Origin of the sequence: Halorubrum sp. 48-1-W (genome assembly GCF_003287355.1) — an archaeon.
Classification (GTDB): Archaea; Halobacteriota; Halobacteria; order Halobacteriales; family Haloferacaceae; genus Halorubrum.
This window is the reverse complement of sequence record NZ_QMIM01000048.1, coordinates 1-18237: the sequence shown is the minus strand read 5'-3', so window position 1 is coordinate 18237 and position 18237 is coordinate 1. Positions and strand designations below refer to the sequence as shown.

The 18237-nt window shown below is 70.9% G+C and carries 18 protein-coding genes; 11 read left to right on the top strand and 7 right to left on the bottom strand.

Going from position 1 to position 18237, the window contains the following annotated elements; genetic code table 11:
- Positions 1–136 precede the first annotated feature (136 nt).
- Positions 137–1960, top strand: a complete 1824-nt coding sequence (gene glmS / locus DQW50_RS16910) for a glutamine--fructose-6-phosphate transaminase (isomerizing) (RefSeq protein ID WP_112080434.1) — start codon at positions 137–139, stop codon at positions 1958–1960.
- 62 nt (positions 1961–2022) lie between these two features.
- The gene (locus DQW50_RS16905) at positions 2023–2706 is read left to right on the top strand and encodes a riboflavin synthase (RefSeq protein ID WP_112080433.1); all 684 of its coding nucleotides are present in this window, start codon (positions 2023–2025) and stop codon (positions 2704–2706) included.
- A gap of 61 nt (positions 2707–2767) precedes the next feature.
- On the opposite strand, the gene leuS is transcribed toward DQW50_RS16905, so the two are convergent.
- Together leuS and DQW50_RS16895 are read right to left on the bottom strand one after the other, a co-directional pair.
- Positions 2768–5482, bottom strand: a complete 2715-nt coding sequence (gene leuS, locus DQW50_RS16900; RefSeq protein WP_112080432.1) for a leucine--tRNA ligase — start codon at positions 5480–5482, stop codon at positions 2768–2770.
- Positions 5483–5574: 92 nt separating this feature from the next.
- The gene (locus DQW50_RS16895; RefSeq protein ID WP_112080431.1) at positions 5575–7818 is read right to left on the bottom strand and encodes a hypothetical protein; all 2244 of its coding nucleotides are present in this window, start codon (positions 7816–7818) and stop codon (positions 5575–5577) included.
- A gap of 83 nt (positions 7819–7901) precedes the next feature.
- On the opposite strand from DQW50_RS16895, the gene DQW50_RS16890 reads away from it, so the two are divergent.
- On the top strand, positions 7902–8318 hold the full coding sequence (locus tag DQW50_RS16890; protein ID WP_112080430.1) for a hypothetical protein: 417 nt from the start codon (positions 7902–7904) through the stop codon (positions 8316–8318).
- 84 nt (positions 8319–8402) lie between these two features.
- On the opposite strand, the gene DQW50_RS16885 is transcribed toward DQW50_RS16890, so the two are convergent.
- Both DQW50_RS16885 and trxA read right to left on the bottom strand, forming a co-directional pair.
- Positions 8403–8552: a 50S ribosomal protein L40e gene (locus DQW50_RS16885; RefSeq protein WP_112080429.1), complete on the bottom strand. Its 150-nt coding sequence runs from the start codon at positions 8550–8552 to the stop codon at positions 8403–8405.
- Between the two features lie 118 nt (positions 8553–8670).
- A complete protein-coding gene (trxA, locus tag DQW50_RS16880; protein WP_066412215.1) occupies positions 8671–8940 on the bottom strand; it encodes a thioredoxin in 270 nt (89 codons plus the stop codon).
- Between the two features lie 135 nt (positions 8941–9075).
- On the opposite strand from trxA, the gene DQW50_RS16875 reads away from it, so the two are divergent.
- The 8 genes from DQW50_RS16875 (at position 9076) to ilvA (ending at position 14333) form a co-directional block, all read left to right on the top strand.
- The gene (locus DQW50_RS16875; protein ID WP_112080428.1) at positions 9076–9240 is read left to right on the top strand and encodes a preprotein translocase subunit Sec61beta; all 165 of its coding nucleotides are present in this window, start codon (positions 9076–9078) and stop codon (positions 9238–9240) included.
- A 176-nt stretch (positions 9241–9416) separates the two neighbouring features.
- Positions 9417–10100 (top strand): SCO family protein, encoded by a 684-nt coding sequence (locus DQW50_RS16870; RefSeq protein WP_112080427.1) that lies wholly within the window; start codon positions 9417–9419, stop codon positions 10098–10100.
- 1 nt (position 10101) lies between these two features.
- Positions 10102–10644: a TlpA disulfide reductase family protein gene (locus DQW50_RS16865; protein WP_112080426.1), complete on the top strand. Its 543-nt coding sequence runs from the start codon at positions 10102–10104 to the stop codon at positions 10642–10644.
- 16 nt (positions 10645–10660) lie between these two features.
- Entirely contained in the window at positions 10661–11326 is a 666-nt protein-coding gene (locus DQW50_RS16860) for a cytochrome c biogenesis protein CcdA (protein WP_112080425.1), read from the top strand.
- A gap of 104 nt (positions 11327–11430) precedes the next feature.
- Positions 11431–12024, top strand: coding sequence for a pyridoxal 5'-phosphate synthase glutaminase subunit PdxT (gene pdxT, locus DQW50_RS16855; protein WP_112080424.1), 594 nt, complete (start codon positions 11431–11433; stop codon positions 12022–12024).
- Entirely contained in the window at positions 12021–12389 is a 369-nt protein-coding gene (gene hisE, locus DQW50_RS16850) for a phosphoribosyl-ATP diphosphatase (RefSeq protein WP_112080423.1), read from the top strand. The genes pdxT and hisE overlap by 4 nt, the downstream gene beginning before the upstream one ends.
- A 78-nt stretch (positions 12390–12467) precedes the next feature.
- Positions 12468–12875 carry a gamma-glutamylcyclotransferase gene (locus DQW50_RS16845; protein ID WP_112080422.1) on the top strand — a complete coding sequence of 136 codons (408 nt, stop codon included), beginning with the start codon at positions 12468–12470 and terminating at the stop codon, positions 12873–12875.
- Between the two features lie 246 nt (positions 12876–13121).
- Positions 13122–14333: a threonine ammonia-lyase gene (ilvA, locus tag DQW50_RS16840; RefSeq protein ID WP_112080421.1), complete on the top strand. Its 1212-nt coding sequence runs from the start codon at positions 13122–13124 to the stop codon at positions 14331–14333.
- Positions 14334–14418: 85 nt separating this feature from the next.
- Here the strand turns inward: ilvA and DQW50_RS16835 are convergent, their stop codons facing one another.
- The 3 genes from DQW50_RS16835 to folP form a co-directional block, all read right to left on the bottom strand.
- The gene (locus DQW50_RS16835; RefSeq protein ID WP_112080420.1) at positions 14419–15489 is read right to left on the bottom strand and encodes an NAD(P)/FAD-dependent oxidoreductase; all 1071 of its coding nucleotides are present in this window, start codon (positions 15487–15489) and stop codon (positions 14419–14421) included.
- A 65-nt stretch (positions 15490–15554) separates the two neighbouring features.
- Entirely contained in the window at positions 15555–17072 is a 1518-nt protein-coding gene (locus DQW50_RS16830; protein WP_112080419.1) for a DHH family phosphoesterase, read from the bottom strand.
- 64 nt (positions 17073–17136) lie between these two features.
- Positions 17137–18237 (bottom strand): dihydropteroate synthase (gene folP, locus DQW50_RS16825; protein ID WP_112080418.1); only part of this gene is annotated, 1101 nt, incomplete at its 5' end.

Sequence of the window (18237 nt, the reverse complement as noted above, 5' to 3'; positions counted from 1 at the left end):
GTCGGCGACGACGCGGCCGTGGGCGGCGCGGCGGCGCTCGCGCCCGGGACCGTCCTCGGCAACGACGCGGTCGTCGGCGACGGGGCGGCGGCGAGCGGTCGGATCGAGGACGGCGTGACGGTACGGAGGGGGTAACATGTGCGGGATCATCGGCTACGTCGGCGGTCGGCCCGCGCTCCCGATCCTCTCTACGGGCCTCTCGAACCTGGAGTACCGCGGCTACGACTCCGCGGGCGTCGCGCTCACCGGCGACGCGCTCTCCGTGTACAAGAAGTCCGGCGAGGTGAGCGAGCTACGGGGCATCCTGCCCGAGTCGACCGACCACACCCAGGGCATCGGCCACACGCGCTGGTCGACACACGGGCCGCCGACCGACGGGAACGCGCACCCGCACACGGACTGTACGGGGCGGGTCGCGGTCGTCCACAACGGGATCATCGAGAACTACGACGCGCTCCGCGCCGAGCTCGCCGACCACGAGTTCACGAGCGACACCGACACGGAGGTCGTCCCGCACCTGATCGAGGCGGAACTCGACGCGGGCGCGGAGCCGAAGGCGGCCGTCGAGGCCGCCGTCGACCGGCTCGAGGGGACCTACGCGGTCGTCGTGACGATCGCCGGCGTCGACGAGCTGTACGCGACCCGCAGAGACAGCCCGCTCGTCGTCGGCCACGGCGACGACGGGACGTTCCTCGCCAGCGACGTGACGGCGTTCCTCGAACACACCCGCGACGTGACGTACGTCGAGGACGGCGACTTCGCCGTCATCGGCGACGACGGGCTGACGCTGTACCGCGACGGCGAGGCGATCGACCCGGCGGTCGAACAGCTCGAGTACGAGGCGGACGCCGCCGAGAAGAGCGGGTACGACCACTACATGCTCAAGGAGATCCACGAGCAGCCGCGGGCGCTCCGCCAGACGATCTCCGGGCGGATCGACGCCGACGCCGGCACCGTCGACGTCGACGTCGACCTCCCGCCGGAGTACATCGACTCCATCGAGGAGATCCAGATCGTCGCCTGCGGGACCTCCAACTACGCGGGTCGGTACGCCGCGGAGCTGCTCGAGTCGGCCGTCGACGTCCGGACGACGGTGGAGGTCGCGAGCGAGTACGAGTTCGACGGCGGGCGCGACCCGTGGCGGACGCTCGTGGTCGCGGTGACCCAGAGCGGCGAGACCGCGGACACCCTCTCGGCGATCCGTCGGGCGAAACGCGCCGGCGCGCGGACGCTCGCGGTCACCAACACGCTCGGGAGCACGATCGTCCGCGAGACAGACGACAGCGTGTTCATCCGCGCCGGCCCGGAGATCGGGGTGGCGGCGACGAAGACGTTCGCCTCGCAGGTGGCGACGCTGACCCTGCTCGCGGTCCACGTCGGTCGCGCCCGCGGATCGTTGCCGTACGGCCGGGCGCAGGAGCTACTCGGGTCGGTCCGCAGGCTCCCGAACGCGGTCCAGGCGGTCCTCGACCGCGAGGACCGGGTACAGGCGGTCGCCCGCGAGTACGCCGACTCCGACGCGTTCTTCTTCGTCGGGCGGAAGCTGGGGTTCCCCGTGGCCCTGGAGGGCGCGTTGAAGCTCAAGGAGATCTCCTACGACCACGCGGAGGGCTTCGCTGCCGGCGAGTTGAAACACGGGCCGCTCGCGCTCGTGACCGAGGAGACGCCGGTTCTCGCGCTCCTGACCGACGGCTCCCGGCCGCACGAGACGCTGAACAACGTCAAGGAGGTCCAGGCGCGCGGTGCGCCGGTCATCGGCGCGACGGGGACCGACGGGGACGGCGAGACCTCGACCGGCGACGGCTACGTCGACGTCGACTTCCCGGTGCCCGAGACGGGCGCGCTGGAGCCGCTCGTCGCGAACGTCTACTGGCAGCTGTTCGCCTACCACGTCGCCGACGAGAAGGGCCGGCCTATCGACCGGCCGCGCAACCTCGCGAAGAGCGTCACGGTGGAGTAGGCCGCGGGACCACTGCCGACCGAACCCAGAACGGCTATCCGTCGTCCGCCCCCAGTTCGGGTATGTTCACCGGTATCGTCGAGGGGACCGGAACGGTCCGCGCGCGGACCGAGACGACCGACGGACTCCGGCTCCGGATCGGCGTCGGAGGGATCGACGGGTTCGGAGACCTCGCACACGGCCAGTCGATAAGCGTCAGCGGCGTCTGTCTCACCGTGGAGAGACACGGGGGTGCCGGCGACGCCGGAGGCGACTCGGCGGGGGGCGACGCCGGAGGCGACTCGGCGGGGGGCGACCCCGACGGAACCGGCGAGGACGCCTGGTTCGAGGTGTTCCTCGCGGCGGAGACGGTCGCGAAGACGTACCTCGGCGACGTCAGCGAGGGCGACGCGGTAAACGTCGAGCGCGCGATGCCCGCCGACGGCCGCTTCGACGGGCACGTCGTCCAGGGCCACGTCGACACGGTCGCCGAGGTGCGCGCGAGCGAGCGCGTCGGCGAGGACTGGCTGTTCACCTTCTCGATCCCGGAGGCACACGGCCCCTACCTCGTCGACAAGGGCTCCGTGACGCTCGACGGGATCTCGCTCACGGTCGCCGAGAAGCGCGCCGAGGCGTTCGACGTGGCGATCATCCCGACGACGTACGAGCTGACGACGCTCTCCGGGAAGTCGGTCGGCGACCCGGTTCACCTGGAGGTCGACGTGATCGCGAAGTACGTCGAGAACATGGTCGACGGATACGCCTAGGGCGACTTCCCGGCGCGAGAGGGGTCCGTGGTCCGCCCCTCGATCGGTTGGGACCGACCGGCTACTCCGCGATGTCGATCGCGGGGCGACCGGGTTCGGCGTGGCGGGCGGTCTCCGGGTCGGCGTCCACGGCGCGCTCGACGACGACCGGGGCGTCGAACTCGCGTTCGACGAGCCAGGCGGCCGCGCGCAACGCGGCGTACTCCTCGTCGCCGGACAGCGTCTCGGAGAGCGCCTCCCGCTCCGCCTGGAGGTCCTGCCCGTAGGAGGCGGCGACGTCGCCCCGCTCGCGGATGTGGTCTTCGGCCATCAGCTCGCCGATCAGGTTGTCGGCGTCGCTGTCGATCGCGATCTCGAGGGCGTCGTACTTCCAGTCGGGCGCGACGACGACGTCGATCCGCTCGGGGTCCTCGATCCCGGCGACCTCGACGATGTCGCGGACGTCTTCGCGGGTGTTCTCGACCAGCCGCCGGCGGCGCTCGACCGTCTCGCGGTCGGCGGTCGCGCTCGGCCAGTCGGCCTCGACGACGAACCCGTCGCGCCCGAGCGTCTCCCACAGCTCCTCCGCGAGGTGCGGGGCGACCGGCGCGAGTAGCCGGACGGCTACGTCCAGTCCGTGCTCGTAGACCGCCGGGTTCGGCTCCGCGTACTCCCGGTAGCCCCGGAGCGTCCGCACGAGGTCCTGTGTCTCGCGTAGCGCGACGTTGAACGTGAGGTCGTCGTACTCCTCGCCCGCGATGACGACGGCGGCGTCGACCTCGTCGGCGACGTACTCGTCGACGGTGTCGCGGTCTGCGTCCGCGTCGACGGTCGCCACGTCGCCGGCGGCGTAGCCCTCGACGAGGTCGGCGAGCCGGGCCAGGAACCGGTGTGTCGACCTGACGCCCTCCTCGGACCAGTCGAAGTCGCGCTCGGGCTGGGCGGCCTGCATCATGAACAGCCGGGCGGTGTCCGCGCCGTACTCGTCGACGATCCGCTGGGGGGAGACGACGTTCCCTTTGGATTTCGACATCTTCTCTCCCTCGAGCTGGACCATCCCCTGTGCGAGCAGGTTGGTGAACGGCTCGCGGTGCTCGAGCCCCTCCTCGTCGGCGAGCACCTTGGTGAAAAAGCGCGAGTACAGCAGGTGCATCACGGCGTGTTCGATGCCGCCGACGTACTGGTCGACCGGCATCCAGTCGTTGGCCCGCTGTAGATCGAAGGGGGCGTCCGCGAGGTCCGGCGAGACGTACCGGAGGAAGTACCACGAGGAGTCGACGAACGTGTCCATCGTGTCGGTCTCGCGGGTCGCGGGCGAGCCGCACTCCGGACACGTCGTCGCCTTCCACTCCTCGGCGGCGTCCAGCGGGTTCCCCGTGGTGTTGATGAACTCGGGCAGCTCGACGGGTAGCTCTTCGTCCGGGACCATCACCGGTCCGCAGTCGTTACAGTGGACGACCGGGATCGGGGTGCCCCAGTAGCGCTGACGGGAGATCCCCCAGTCGCGTAGCTGGTACTGGGTGCTCGCCTCCGCGCTCTCGATGTCCTCGGTGAGCCGTTCCCGGGCGGTCTCGCTGTCGAGGCCGCTGTACTCCCCGGAGTTGACGAGGACGCCGTCATCGGTGAACGCCGTCTCGCTCACGTCGGGGACCGTCGGCTCGGCGTCGTCGCCCGCCGGTTCGGGCGCGATCACCGGACGGATCTCGAGGCCCTTCTTCGTCGCGAACGCGTGGTCGCGCTCGTCGTGGGCCGGGACGGCCATCAGCGCGCCGGTCCCCACGTCCGAGAGGACGAAGTCGGCGACGAAGACGGGGATCTCCTCGCCGGTGACCGGGTTCGTGGCGACCAGGCCGGTGTCGACACCGTTCGGCTCGTCGCCGTCGGGGTCGGCCTCGTGGTGGACGAACTCGTGGACCGCCTCGTCCTCCTCCGCCAGCGCCTCGCTTATCGGGTGGTCGGGCGCGAGCGCGAAGAACGTCGCCCCGTGGACGGTGTCGACGCGGGTGGTGAACGCCGTGACGGCGCCGTACTCCCGCGGCTCGGTTCCCTCGCTGCGTCCGTTCGAGGCGCTCCGCGCCTCGCCGATCCGGAAGTCGAGTTCGGTCCCGTGCTGTCTGCCGATCCAGTTGCGCTGCATCTGTCGGACCGAGTTCGGCCACCCCTCCAGATCGTCGATGGCGGCGAGCAGTTCGTCGGCGTACTCGGTTATCTTCAGGAACCACTGGTCCAGATCGCGGGTCTCGACCGGCGTGTCACACCGCCAGCACAGCTCGGCGTCGCCCTCGACCTGCTCGTCGGCGAGGACGGTCTCACAGGAGGGACACCAGTTCACCTCGGCCTCGCGGCGCTCGACGAGCCCGGCGTCGGAAAAGCGCGAGAAGAGCCACTGGTTCCACTCGTAGTACTCCGGGGTACAGGTGGTGACCTCGCGGTCCCAGTCGTAGCCGAACCCCATCGACTTCATCTGACTGCGCATCGTGTCGATGCAGTCGAACGTCCAGTCGCGGGGGTTGGTGTCGCGCTCCTTGGCGGCGTTCTCCGCGGGGAGGCCGAACGCGTCCCAGCCCATCGGGTGGAGCACGTCGTCGCCGCGCATCCGGCGGTAGCGGGCGTACGCGTCCGTGATCGTGTAGTTGCGGACGTGGCCCATGTGGAGCTTCCCGGACGGGTACGGGTACATCCCGAGGACGTACGTCGGGTCGTCGACGTCGTCCGGCGTGCGGTACACGGAGGCGTCCGCCCACGCCTCCTGCCACCGACTCTCGACCGCGGTGTGGTCGTACGGCTCCTGAGACATCTGCTTACGTGCCCGTGATGCGGTCGGCGTCGTATAGCTTTCCATCCGCGGGGAGCGGCGGTCGGCCGATACGACGAGGGGAGCTGGCTGTCCTACAGCTTTTCGGCGTCGCGGGCCTGTTCGGCGCGGCGGTTGGCCTGTTCCAGCCGGTTTCCGGCCGCGTTCGCGAGTCCGGGCGGAAGCCCGCTTCGAGCCGCCTCCACTCGTTCGGAGGCCCGCTGAAGCCGCTCGGAAACGACTTCCAGCTGTCGGTCCGTGTTCCCCCGGTCGCCCTCGCGGGCCCGTTCCTCGGCGCGTTCTGCGGCCTCGACGACGGCAGCGAGCGCGCGTGCGAGTCCCCGGACTGCGTTCTCGGGGCCGCCGCTGGAGCCACCGGCGCCACCGGAACCGCCCGAGTCGTCATCGCCGTCGTCGCCGTCATCGCTGTCGTCGTCCCCGTCGTCGTCCTCATCGCCGTCATCACTGTCGTCGCCGTCGGCCGCCGTCGCGACCGCCGCGCGCGTCTCCTCGGCGATGTCGGCCAGAAACCCGGCGAGCGGCGCCTTCCCGGTCTCGGGTCGGTCGATACGGATCCCCCCTTCGGCCCCCGGATCCGGGTTGACCCGGTACGCACCCACCTCGTCGTCGGCGTCGCGCACCTCGGTCGTGTACGCGCCGCCGGAGTGGACGTACACCGCGTCCGACCCCTCCGTCGACGACTCGTATATCCGGCCCGCGAAGTCGTCCTCGAGGGCCGTCCCGACCACGTCGGTCTCGGATCCCTCGTCCGTGATCGCCAGTTTCGTCGCGTTCTCGCGCGCGACGAGCGGGATCTCCCCGTCGACCCCGGCGGTCGTCACCGAGTCGGCCCCGTCCTCGACCGGATCGACTGTCAGCTGTTCGCTGTGAGGGGCCCGCCCGGCGCCGTTGACCGTGAGCCGGTGGTCGCCGTCCTCGACGTCGCGAACGACCGCGACGCCGCCGAACGTCGGCACGGCCTCCGGGTCGCTCTCGAGGAGGGCAACCGACTCGACGCCGGACGCCGTCGTCGTCAGCCCCTCGTCCTCGGGGGCGTCGTCGCTCGTGACGGCGTCGGTCACCCGCGTCACGACACTGTTGACCGGCGCGGGGTCGCCGATCGCGTCGTACCGGTCGGCCAGCTCCGCGCGGTGGTTCGGCGCGGTGATGTCGGCGGCCGGGTTGTCGTACCGCGGCTGCTTCCACGGCACCCCCGTCGTCGTGAGGTGGCCCGCGACCGCGTCCTCGACCGCCCCCGGGACCGCGAACTCGAAGCTCAACTGCGGGCCGACGAACGCGTCGATCCCCTCGAGCTCCGCGCTGGCGACGAGGTCGTACGGGACGGTCGCGCTTCGCCCGTCGCTTTCACCGTCCTCGCTGCCCCCGCCGTCCCCGTCGCGCTCGGCGTACTCGAAGACGACCCCCGTCTCGCGAAGCGGGAGGTCCGTCGGCGGCGACCGGAGCGCGTCGAGCGAGCGCACGGTGAGCGCCGCGTCGATCAGCGACTCGACGTCGACCGCGGGGAGCCGGTCGTGCTCGTAGACGGGTTCGCCCTCGTACTCGGGGACGACGAACGGGAGCCGTGCGCCCTCGTCGCGGGGGAGCCCGTAGGCGAGCGGCACCTCCGCGAGGTCAGCGATCCCCTCGATCGCGGAGTTCGTGATGTCCGCGAGCACCCCGTCGGCGCTCACGCGCTGGAAGCGGTCCGCCACGTCGTTGACCGACAGCGTCGACGAGTGCGAGCCGAGCTCCGGGAGGATCCGCGGGACTCGGTCGGGGTCCGGGTCGAGGAACTCGTTGTTGGGGACCCGCCGGGAGTGCGAGCTGGCGACGTACAGCCCCGGCTCGTCCGTGTCGCGGTCGACGAAGACGTGGAGCACCTCCCAGTCGTGCCAGTGGAAGTTGGCCGTGAACTGGTCGAACGCCGAGTAGAACCAGAACTGGACGACGTCGAGCGGCGAGTCCTCGTACTCGACGCCGTGGTAGAAGACGATCGGGTCCGGCGGGGCCGGCGTTCCGTCGGGGTCGCCCGCCGTCCCCTCGAACCGTTCGTGATACCCGTTCAGGGCGTCGAAGCCGTCGACGACCGTCTCGCCGTCGCGATCGCTCGTGTAGGGCCGTGGATCCGTCGGGAACCACGGCTCGTAGACGTCGAAGTACAGCGTCGGGGCGAACCGGGTCGCGAGCTCGCGGGCGCGGTCGTCGTCCATGCCGGTGGTTTCGGCGTCGGACTCCCGCTCGAGAGCCGAACAGCCCGCGAACGAGGCCGTCCCGCCTCCGAGAACCGCGCCGAGGAGCGTTCGACGGTCGAGCGTCGTTCGGGAGCGTTCCGGGGACATTCCGTTCGGAGAGGGACACAGAGCGGAATAAGCCTTCTGACCCCGGGGAAAGGTATTCCCGCACGGAACCGTCACTCCCGAGCATGGACTCGAAGCGGGCGCTCTACTACGCCGCGATCGCGATCGGCGCGCTGATCGCGGTCAGCGTCCTCGTCTCCGTCGTCTCGGCGGTCCTGAGCCTGGCGTGGGCGGTCGTCTCCGGGATCGTCTCGCTCGCCGTCCTCGCCGGGATCGTCTACGCCGCGTACAGGGTGGGGTCGTGGCTCTCCGGCGGCGGGAGCGGCGGACACGACGCGACCGACCTCGACTCGATCGGCGGGACGCGGTCCGGAACGACGTCGTCGACCTCGAGCGACACCGCCGTGGACCGGCAGGATCGGCTCCGCCGGCAGTACGTCGAGGGCCAGATCGACGAGGCCGAGTTCGAACGCCGGATCGCTCGAGAGCTGGAGACCGAGGACCTCGACGACATCGATCGGGAGCTCGAACGGGAGCGGTAGGGACCGTGCGGTCGGCGTCGTCGTGCGCCTGTACGTTGCGGCGGCTGGAGGGTCGGATTCGGGAAGGGAGGGCGGTCGACCCGTTCAGGCTGCGCGGCGTTCCTTCGCCTTCGGGCGGAGATTGGTGTAGCCGCACTTGCGGCAGCGTCCGGCGTCGGGCGCGTTGCGGGCGTTACAGCGCATACAGATCTGTCGGTCGAGGTTGCGGCGTTCCGCGGCGTCGAAGCTGGCCATACTCGTGGTGAGCACGCGGGCGCTGTAAAAGGTTGCGAGACGCGTCGGCGCGGGCTTCGTCGTCGCGTGCGTGTCGAGTCGTCTCGTGCGTGTCGACCGCCGCGTCTCCCACCGTCGACTACGCGCCGGCTTCGGAGATCGCGGCGGTGATGTCCTCCTTCTGGGTGACACCCACGAACCGGTCGACGACGCCGTCGTCGTTCTCGACGATCAGCGTGGGAAGCGACCGGACCTGGTACTGGTTGGCGACGTCCTGTTCCTGGTCGACGTCGACCTTCTGGAGCTCGAAGGCGTCGCCGAGCTCCTCCTGGACCTCCTCCAGTATCGGGTCCTGCGTCTTACACGGGCCACACCAGTCGGCGTAGAAATCCAGCACTCGAACGGTCATGGTTCGCCGACACGTAGCGGCGGCTCGCCGATAAGGGTTTCTCACGCGGCGGGGAGGTGGGGTGACCGGCGACGATCGGTCGCTACCGCCCCCCGAGACGAAACGCTTACGCCCGCGGACGGTGAATCGGGGCGTATGAGTAGCGGTAGCAACTCCGGCGGGCTGATGTCCAGCGCGGGGCTCGTTCGGTACTTCGATTCGCAGGACCGCAACGCCATCGCGATGAACCCGAAGACGGTCCTCGCGTTCTGTATCCTCTTCGGCGTGTCGGTCCAGGTGCTCTCCCTGACGGTCGCGTAGACGGTCGAGAACGCGCTCGTCACGCCTTCAACTGGGACCTCGAGCGGCCACGCGCCGAGCCACCACCCACGCGCCGAGCCACCACCCACGCGCCGAGCCACCACCCACGCGCCGGTCCGCCCTCACCGACTGGGACCGGACGAAACGGACTTATTCGCGAGGCCCCGCCCTCCGGTATGGACCGTCGCCACTACCTGCGGTCGCTCGCCGTCCCCGCCGTCGCCGGGAGCGCCGGCTGTCTCGGCGTTCTGGGCGACTCCGGCCCCGAGGGAACGGTGCTCGACCCGCCCGAACAGGACCTGAGCGAGGCCTCCCACCCCAGCTACGGCGACGAGATGCCACACTTCTCCGTTCCGGACCCGATCACCGGCGAGGAGGTGTCCACCGAGGACCTCGAGGGCGAGCGGGCCGTCCTGTGGACCTCCTTCTACACGAACTGCCCGGACGGCGTCTGTCCCGCGCTCATCCTCCGGCTCCGGCGCGCACAGGAGGTCGCTGTCGAGGAGGGGTACGCCGACGAGGCCGCGTTCCTCGCGGTCACGTTCGACCCCGAGCGGGACACCGCCGACGTCCTCCGCGAGTACGCCGGGCAGCAGGGGGTGGACCTCGACGCCGGCAACTGGCACTTCCTCCGGCCGGAGAGCTACGAGCGGGGTCAAGAGCTGCTGGACGAGCACTTCGGGCTCGTGATCGAGAAGGCCGACGCGGACGACTACGAGAACCTGGAGTACCAGTTCCCCCACTACGGGCTGATCCTGCTCGCGAACGATCAGGGGATCGTCGAGCGGGCGTATCCGAGGGGGCCACAGACGGACGTCGAACGGCTCGTGACCGACTTCGAACGGGTGGTGAACGCGTAGGATGAGACGACGCCACCTGCTCGCCGGGATCGCGAGCGCCGGCGCGCTGGGTGCCGGCGGGATCGTCGCGACGGGGAACGTCCCGGCCGCGCTCGGCGGGTCGTCGACGGAGCCCGTGGAACCGATCACGCTCGACACGATCGAGGCGCCCGGTAGCCGCGACGGGGAGGTGACGATCCCGGCGGAGGGGCAAGTCACGTTCGTCGACTTCTTCGGCACGTGGTGTGCGCCCTGTATCGAGCAGATGCCGGCGCTCGGCGAGGCCGCGGACCGCGTCGGCGACGAGGTACAGTTCGTGTCGGTGACGACCGAGGACGTCGGCGGGTCGTTGAGCGAGGCGGAACTGGCCGACTGGTGGCGCAAACACGACGGCGACTGGCTCGTCGGCGCGGACCCGACTGCCGAACTCGCCGCCAAACTGGACGTGGGCGGCTACCCGACCGCGGTCGTGCTCGACTCGACCGGTCGGATCCGCTGGTCCGACTCCGGCGTCCACACCGCCGACATGCTCGTCGAGGAGATCGAACGCGTGCTCGAGGGATGACGGCCCTCCTCACCCGATGACCGGACCCGCCCTCGCGACCGACCTCTCCTTTGCGGTCGCCTCCGGCGTGGCGACGTTCTTCTCGCCCTGTGCGTACCCGCTCTTGCCGGGATACGTCGGCTTCTACGTCAACCAGACCGACGCGAACGAGGTCTCGATCGCGGGCGCGGGAACGCGCGGGATCGCCGCCGGCCTCGGCGTGCTGGCGACCTTCGCCGTCCTCGCCGGTGCGACCGTCCGGATCGGGCACTCGACGCTCTCGAACATCACCGTCTTCGAGTCGCTCGTCGGTGGGCTTCTGGTCGTCTTCGGGCTGCTCGTGCTCGCCGGTCGGACCCCGTCGATATCGGTGCCGCTCCCGAAGCGCCGGGCGAGCGTGTTCGGGTTCGGGGTCTTCGGCGCGGGCTACGCGCTGGCGGGCGCGGGCTGTGTCGCGCCGATCTTCCTCGCGGTGATCGCCCGGGCGATCGCGCTCCCGACCGAGGCCGCGTTGCTGTTGCTCGGCGTCTACGCGGGCGTCGTCGCCGTGTTGATGGTCGCGACCACCGTGGCGACCGGGATGGGCCTGCTCACGAACGCCGGCCGGGTCATGGCGCACTCGGGGACGCTGAAGCGGCTCGCCGGCGCGGTGATGGTGGTGGCGGGGGTCGGCCAGCTGTACCTCGCGATCGTCGTCTACTAAGCCGTCTCTCGGGTCGGGAACGAGTTCGGGAACGGGGTCGGGAGTCCGGTCGTCTCCCGTTCCGACAGCGCGCCCTTTTTGGACGTGCCCCGCCGAGCGGAGGTATGAAAGCTGGCGTCATCGCCGTTCAGGGCGACGTGGCCGAACACGCCGAGGCGGTCCGCCGCGCTGCGGCCGCCCACGGCGAGTCCACGGAGGTCGTCGAGGTCAGGGATTCGGGGATCGTCCCCGGCTGCGACGTCCTGCTCATGCCCGGCGGGGAGTCGACGACGATCTCGCGACTGATCCACCGCGAGGGGATCGCCCCGGAGATCCGCGAGCACGTCGCAGCCGGGAAGCCCGTGCTCGCGACGTGTGCCGGGCTCATCGTCCTCTCGCGGGACGCGAAGGACGACCGTGTCGACGCGCTCGGGCTCGTCGACGTCTCCGTCGACCGCAACGCGTTCGGCCGACAGAAGGACTCCTTCGAGGCGAAGGTCCCCGTCGAGGGGCTCTCGGAGCCGTTCCACGCGGTGTTCATCCGCGCGCCGCTCATCGACGACGTCGGCGAGGGCGTCGAGACGCTCGCGACGGTCGACGGCCGGCCGGTCGCGGTGCGGGACGGTCCCGTGCTCGCCACCTCCTTCCACCCCGAACTAACCGACGACTCGCGGGTTCACGACCTCGCGTTCTTCCCCGACAGCGAGGTGGTGGCGTGAGCGACGGGTCGGAGGGCGAGGACGCGGACGCCCCCGACGACGCTACTCCCGTCCCCGACGACGCTGCTCCCGTCCCCGACGACGCGGTCCTCGACGAGCTGTTCGCGACGATCGAGTCGCGAAAGCGGGAGCTTCCCGAGGGTTCGTACACCGCCTCGCTTTTCACCCACGAGAAGGGCGAGAACGCGGTGTTGGAGAAGATCGGCGAGGAGTCGACGGAGGCGATCCTGGCGGCGAAAGACGACGACCTCGAGGAGCTCACCTACGAGAGCGCGGACCTCGTCTACCACCTGTTGGTACTGCTCGCGATGAAGGACCTCGACCTCGCGGACCTCCGCGAGGAGCTTCGCGACCGGTTCCGATAGACCACCGGGGCCGTCCGAACTTCGGTAGACCACCGGGGCCGTCCGAACTTTCAAACGCGCGAGCGACGCAGACGGCGCATGGACGTCTTCGTCTACGAGACCCTCACCGAGCCGGAGCGGGTCGGCGAGCTCCTCGACTCGTTCGTCTTCGTCGGACCGGCGACGCTGAGCGGACTTCGACCCGTCGAGGGACGCTACCCCACGCTCGCCCCCGGCGGGGAGACCGCCGGACGGCTCCTCCGGACCGACGAAATCGAGACCCTCGACGCGTACGAGGGCGTCGACGACGGACACTACGTCCGAGTCACCGTGCCGCTCGACGCGCCCGGTGGCCACCCGGAGGAGGCGGTCCTCTACGTCGGCGACCCCGCTCGGCTCGACGCGGACGCGACGTGGCCGGGCGACGGCGAGTTTCGCGAGCGGGTGAGGACGCACCTCGACCGGACCGACGTCGTCGTCCGCCTCGACCGGGGCACAGCCGTCTGACACGGGTCAGACGGGGAGTCGACGTCCCAGCAGTCCCACAGTTTCACTTTCACTCCGCCTGCCGGACCTTTTTGTGTCGGGGCCGGCTGTCTTCACTCGCACGTCACACGCGTGCATTCCCCCATTCCTTTCACGCGCTCCCTCGCCCGCGAGCGTTGCGGCGGCGACCCCGTGAGCACTGCGGCGGCGATCCGATGAGCGTCGATCGACCGGAACCGATTACCCGCGGCGTCGCCACGACGGCGTATGCTCTCTGTAGCCGACATCGAGGCCGCCCGCGAGCGGGTCGACGGCGTCGCCCGCCACACGCCCCTGGAGCGGTCGCGGACGTTCTCGGAGATGACCGGCGCGGACGTCCACCTCAAACTGGAGAACTTCCAGCGAACCGGCGCGTTCAAGATCCGCGGGGCGACGAACCGGATCGCGACGCTGTCCGAGTCCGCGCGCGAGGCGGGCGTCGTCACCGCCAGCGCGGGCAACCACGCGCAGGGCGTCGCGCTCGCGGCCGACCGCGCCGGCGTCGACGCCACCGTCGTGATGCCGAAGTTCGCCCCCGTCTCCAAGGTGAAAGCCACCCGCGGGTACGGCGCGAACGTCCGGCTCGAGGGCGTCGACTACGACGAGGCACAGGCCGTCGCCCACGATCTCGAGCGCGAGCAGGGGCTGACGTACGTCCACGCCTTCGACGACGACGCCGTCATGGCCGGACAGGGCACCCTCGGGCTGGAGATCGCCGACGACCGTCCCGACCTCGACACCGTCGTCGTCCCGATCGGCGGTGGCGGGCTGATCTCGGGGGTCGCCGTCGCGGTCAAAGAACGGCTCGACGACGTCCGCGTCGTCGGGGTTCAAGCGGAGGGTGCGGCCTCCGCGGCCGCGTCGCTGGAGGCGGGCGAGGTCCGCGAGATCGAGGCCGTCGACACGATCGCCGACGGGATCGCCACCCGGTCGATCGGCGAGCGGCCGCTCGTGGTCATGCGCGAGTACGTCGACGAGGTGGTGGCCGTCGACGACCGCGAGATCGCCCTGGCGCTCACCCTCCTCCTGGAGCGCTCGAAGACCCTCGTCGAGGGCGCCGGCGCGGTCGCGCTGGCGGCGACGCTCTCCGAGGCGTTCGACTACGACGACGACGAGACGATCGTCGCCGCGCTGTGTGGGGGCAACATCGACCTCAACCGGCTCGGGACGGTGGTCCGCCGCGGGCTCGTCCGCATGGGTCGGTACCTCAAGATCACGGTCGACCTGAAGGACCGGCCGGGCGAGCTCGAGCGCGTCTCGAGCATCGTCGCGCGCGCCGGCGCGAACGTGTACGCGGTCCACCACGACCGAACCTCCCGGGACGTCGCGGTCAACGCCGCGGAGCTCGAACTCGAACTCGAGACCGACGACGCCGAACACGCCGCGAGCATCGTCGAGGAACTGGAGGCCGACGGCTACGAGGTCGAGATACTGTCCTGAAGCAGCGTACTCCGTTCGAGGAGGAGCGCTCGTGCCGTCGTCGGGACGTGCGCCGTCGATCAGTCGTCGCCCTCTGCGCCGTCGATCAGTCGTCGCTCTCGGCGGCGACGGGCGCGGGCTCGTGGAGCTCGCCGGCCCGCTCCCGCTCCGAGAGGTAGTCGTCGGCGTCGAGCGCCGCCTTCACGCCCATACCGCCGGCGGTCACCGCCTGCTGGTAGTGGTGGTCGACCACGTCGCCCGCGCCGAAGATCCCCTCGACCGCGGTCGCGGTCTGTCCCCCGTCGCGGCCGCCCCGCGTCAGGAGGTAGCCCGCATCGTCGAGTTCGACGCCCGTGTCCTCGAGGTAGTCGGTGTTCGGGGTGTGGCCGATGGCGTAGAACACCGCGCCCACGTCGAACTCGTACTCGTCGACCTCGTCGGCGGTCGCCGGGTCCTCGAGCTTCTCCTTGGGGTGGCCGTCGGGGTGCTCGACGAGCGTGACGCCCGTGATCCCCTCCTCGGCGCTGCCGTGGATCGCCGTCAGCTCCGTGTTCCTCAGGACCTCGATCTCGCCGTCGTCGACCTTGTCCATCACGCGCTCGATCCAGACGTCCTCCGCGCGGAACTCCTCGCGGCGGTGGGCGATGTAGACGGTGTCCGCGAACTTGGTGAGGAAGTTGGCCTCCTCCATGGCGGCGTCGCCGCCGCCGACGACGAGCATGTCCTCGCCGCGGAAGAACGCGCCGTCACACGTCGCACACGTCGAGAGCCCGTAGCCCATCAGCTCGTCCTCGCCGGGAACGCCGAGCGTCCGGGCGCTGGCCCCGGACGCGGCGATCACGGCGTCGGCGGTGTAGACGTCGCCGTTCGTGAGTTCGACGCGGAAGTGTCCCTCCGGCTGTTTCTCCACGTCGGCGACGATCCCGCTCCGGAGCTCGCTCCCGAACTTCTTCGCCTGCTCGCGCATCTCGGTTATCAGCTCCGGCCCGGAGATCCCCTCCGAAAAGCCCGGGTAGTTCTCCACGTCCGTCGTGAGCGTGAGCTGACCGCCGGGTTCGTCGCCCTCGATCAACAGCGGATCGTTGTTCGACCGGGCCGCGTAGATCGCCGCGCTCAACGCGGCGATCCCGCTTCCGGCGACGAGGAGCCGTCGATGCTCGAGTATTTCATCGCTCATACTATACTGTTCGCAGCGGCGGGATATGTAGGTTGCGCTGGCGGTTCGTGGCGGCGGGGGCGGCGTCAGTCCAGGAACTCCGCGTCGATCGACGCCGGCGTCGTCCCCGCCGGCGACGTGGGCGGCGAGGAGAGCGCCTCGAAGAACCGCTCCGCGACGAACTCCTCGACGACGTCGGCCAGCGACTCGTCCTCGGCCACGGCCTCGAGGATCCCGAGCGGAACCTGCGCGCCGGCCATGTTGGCGTGACCGCCCGCGGAGCCCGCCTGCGCGAGCGCGTCCCGGAGCAGTTCACCCACGTCGAGGTCGGTGCCGCGGGAGCGGGCCGACCCGTAGATGACGCCGTCCATGTAGCCGTAGACGAACGTCACGGCGATCCCCTGGAGGTCGAGCAGTCGGTCGGCCGCCTGTGCGAGCGCGTCGCGGTCCGTGATCTCGCCGACACAGCTCGCGACCGTCGAGCCGCGGACGTCGCGTCGGTCGATCGCGGTCGCGAGCACCCGGAGCGTCTCGGCGCTCACGCTCGGGCTCTCGACGCGGTCGAGCGTCGATTCGTCGACGTGCGGCGTCAGCGACGCGGCAGCCTCGAAGTCGGCGATCGACACCTCGCGCGTGAAATCGCGCGTGTCGATCCGGATCCCGTACAACAGCGCGGTCGCGAGCGCGCGGTCCGGCTCGATCCCCAGCTGTGAGAGGTACTCCTCGATCAGCGTGCTCGTCGCGCCCACCTCCGGCCGGACGTCGACGAACCCCCCCTCGATCGGTCCGCGGGGTGGGTGGTGGTCGATCACGACGTCGACGGGCGTCCCCTCCGGTAGCGAGTCGTTGATCCCCGCCCGCGAGTGGTCCACGAGCGCGATCCCGCCGTACTCCTCGAGGTCGGTCCCGTCGACGGTCGAAAGCGAGAAGTCGAGGAGGTTCACCATCGCGCGGTTCTCCTGGTGGGCGATCTCCCCGCCGTAGCAGGGATCCGCGGGCACGCCGATCGACTCGGCGATCCGGGCCAGCCCGACCGCGCTCCCGATGGCGTCGGGGTCGGGGTTGTCGTGGGCGACCACGAGGAGCGGCCCGGAGAGTCGCCGGATCGTCCGGATCAGCCGTGGTGGACGCTCCGTCGGTCCCCGCGACTGGCCGGAGGTGTGATCCCGTTCGACGTCGGAACCGTGGCCACCGTCGCCGTCGGCGTCGTCGAGACCGAGCGCGTCGCGGACGCGCGTCGCCACCGCCTCCACCGGGTCGACGACGCGGTTCGCGACCGACTCCAAGGCGTCGACCTGCGACGCGGTCGGCGCGATACCGACGTGTGCGACGATCATCGCGTCGGGATAGCGCTCGCGGGCTGTGGCGGCGGCGGCGACGTTCCGGGCGGGGTCGTCGCTCGCGACCACCACGACCGCGGCGCGCTCGGGGAACGCCGTCGGGTCGGTCGGGTCCGCCTCCACGGTCGTCACGCCGCGGTCGCGAAGCGTCGAGGCCCACCCGGAGTCGTCGGTGACGGCGATGAGGTCCCCGGACCCCCCGGAGACGCGCTCGACGAGGGCGTTCCCGACCGCGCTACAGCCGAGCAGGAGACGCCGGACCATGTACCTCCGCCGAGGGGACGGCGACGCAAAACGCTGCCGTCCACGGTCCGACGTCCGAGGGGGGTCAGTCCGGTCGCGCCGGGTCCGTCGCAGTCCGGACGACGTCCACTGCGGCGCGGTTCTCGGCCACGTCGTGGACGCGGACGAGGTCGGCCCCGCGCTCTACCGCGAGCGCCGTCGCCGCGACGGTCGCGTGTTCGCGGTCGTCCGGCCCCAGATCGACGGCTCCGTAGAACGACTTGTACGAGTGACCGACCAGCACCGGGCAGCCGAGCGCCGCGAACTCGTCGACCCGCCCGAGTAGCTCGAAGTTCTCGGCAGCCGACTTGCCGAACCCGAGCCCGGGGTCGACGATCACCCGATCGCGGTCGATGCCGGACACCTCCGCGAGCGCGAGCCGTTCGCGGAGGTCGGCGATCACGTCGGCGACCACGTCGCCGTACTCCGGGTCGGTGTCGGGGTCGACGGGGGCGTCGACGCTGTGCATCACCACCACCGGACAGCCGGCGTCGGCGACGACCTCCCGCATTCGGGGGTCCTCCAGCCCGGTCACGTCGTTTATCACGTCCGCGCCCGCCTCGAGGGCCGCCGCCGCCACCCCTGCCTTCCGGGTGTCGACGGAGACGAGCACGTCGCCGTCGGCGACCGCCGGGACCTCCCCGACCGCCTCGACGACCGGGACGACGCGGTCGATCTCCTCGTCGACCGGCACCGGCTCCGCGCCCGGCCGGGTCGACTCGCCGCCGACGTCGATCACGTCGACGCCGGCCGTGACCATCCGTTCGGCCCCCGCGACCGCGTCCGCGAGCCCCTCGTGGCGGCCGCCGTCGTGGAAGGAGTCCGGCGTCACGTTGAGCACGCCCATCACCGCGGTGCCGTCGTGCCAGGGGTACTCGTCGGTCGCGTCCGCCGTCCCGTCCGTCCCGGTCCCGTCCGCCGTCCCGTCCGTCCCGGTCCCGTCCCTCCCCGCGTCGATCCCGAGGCTCTCCCGGAGGTCGCCCGCGACGCCGGCGAGCCCGCTGTCCGCGCCCTCGAGTCGGTCACACAGGTCGCGGAACTCGGCGAGGGAGCCGGCGAGCGTGACCGGCGAGAGCTCGCCGCCCGCGGAGCCGCCGCCGTCGGCGTCGCCCCCGCTCCCGTCGGCGCCGACCCCCCCGACGGCGGC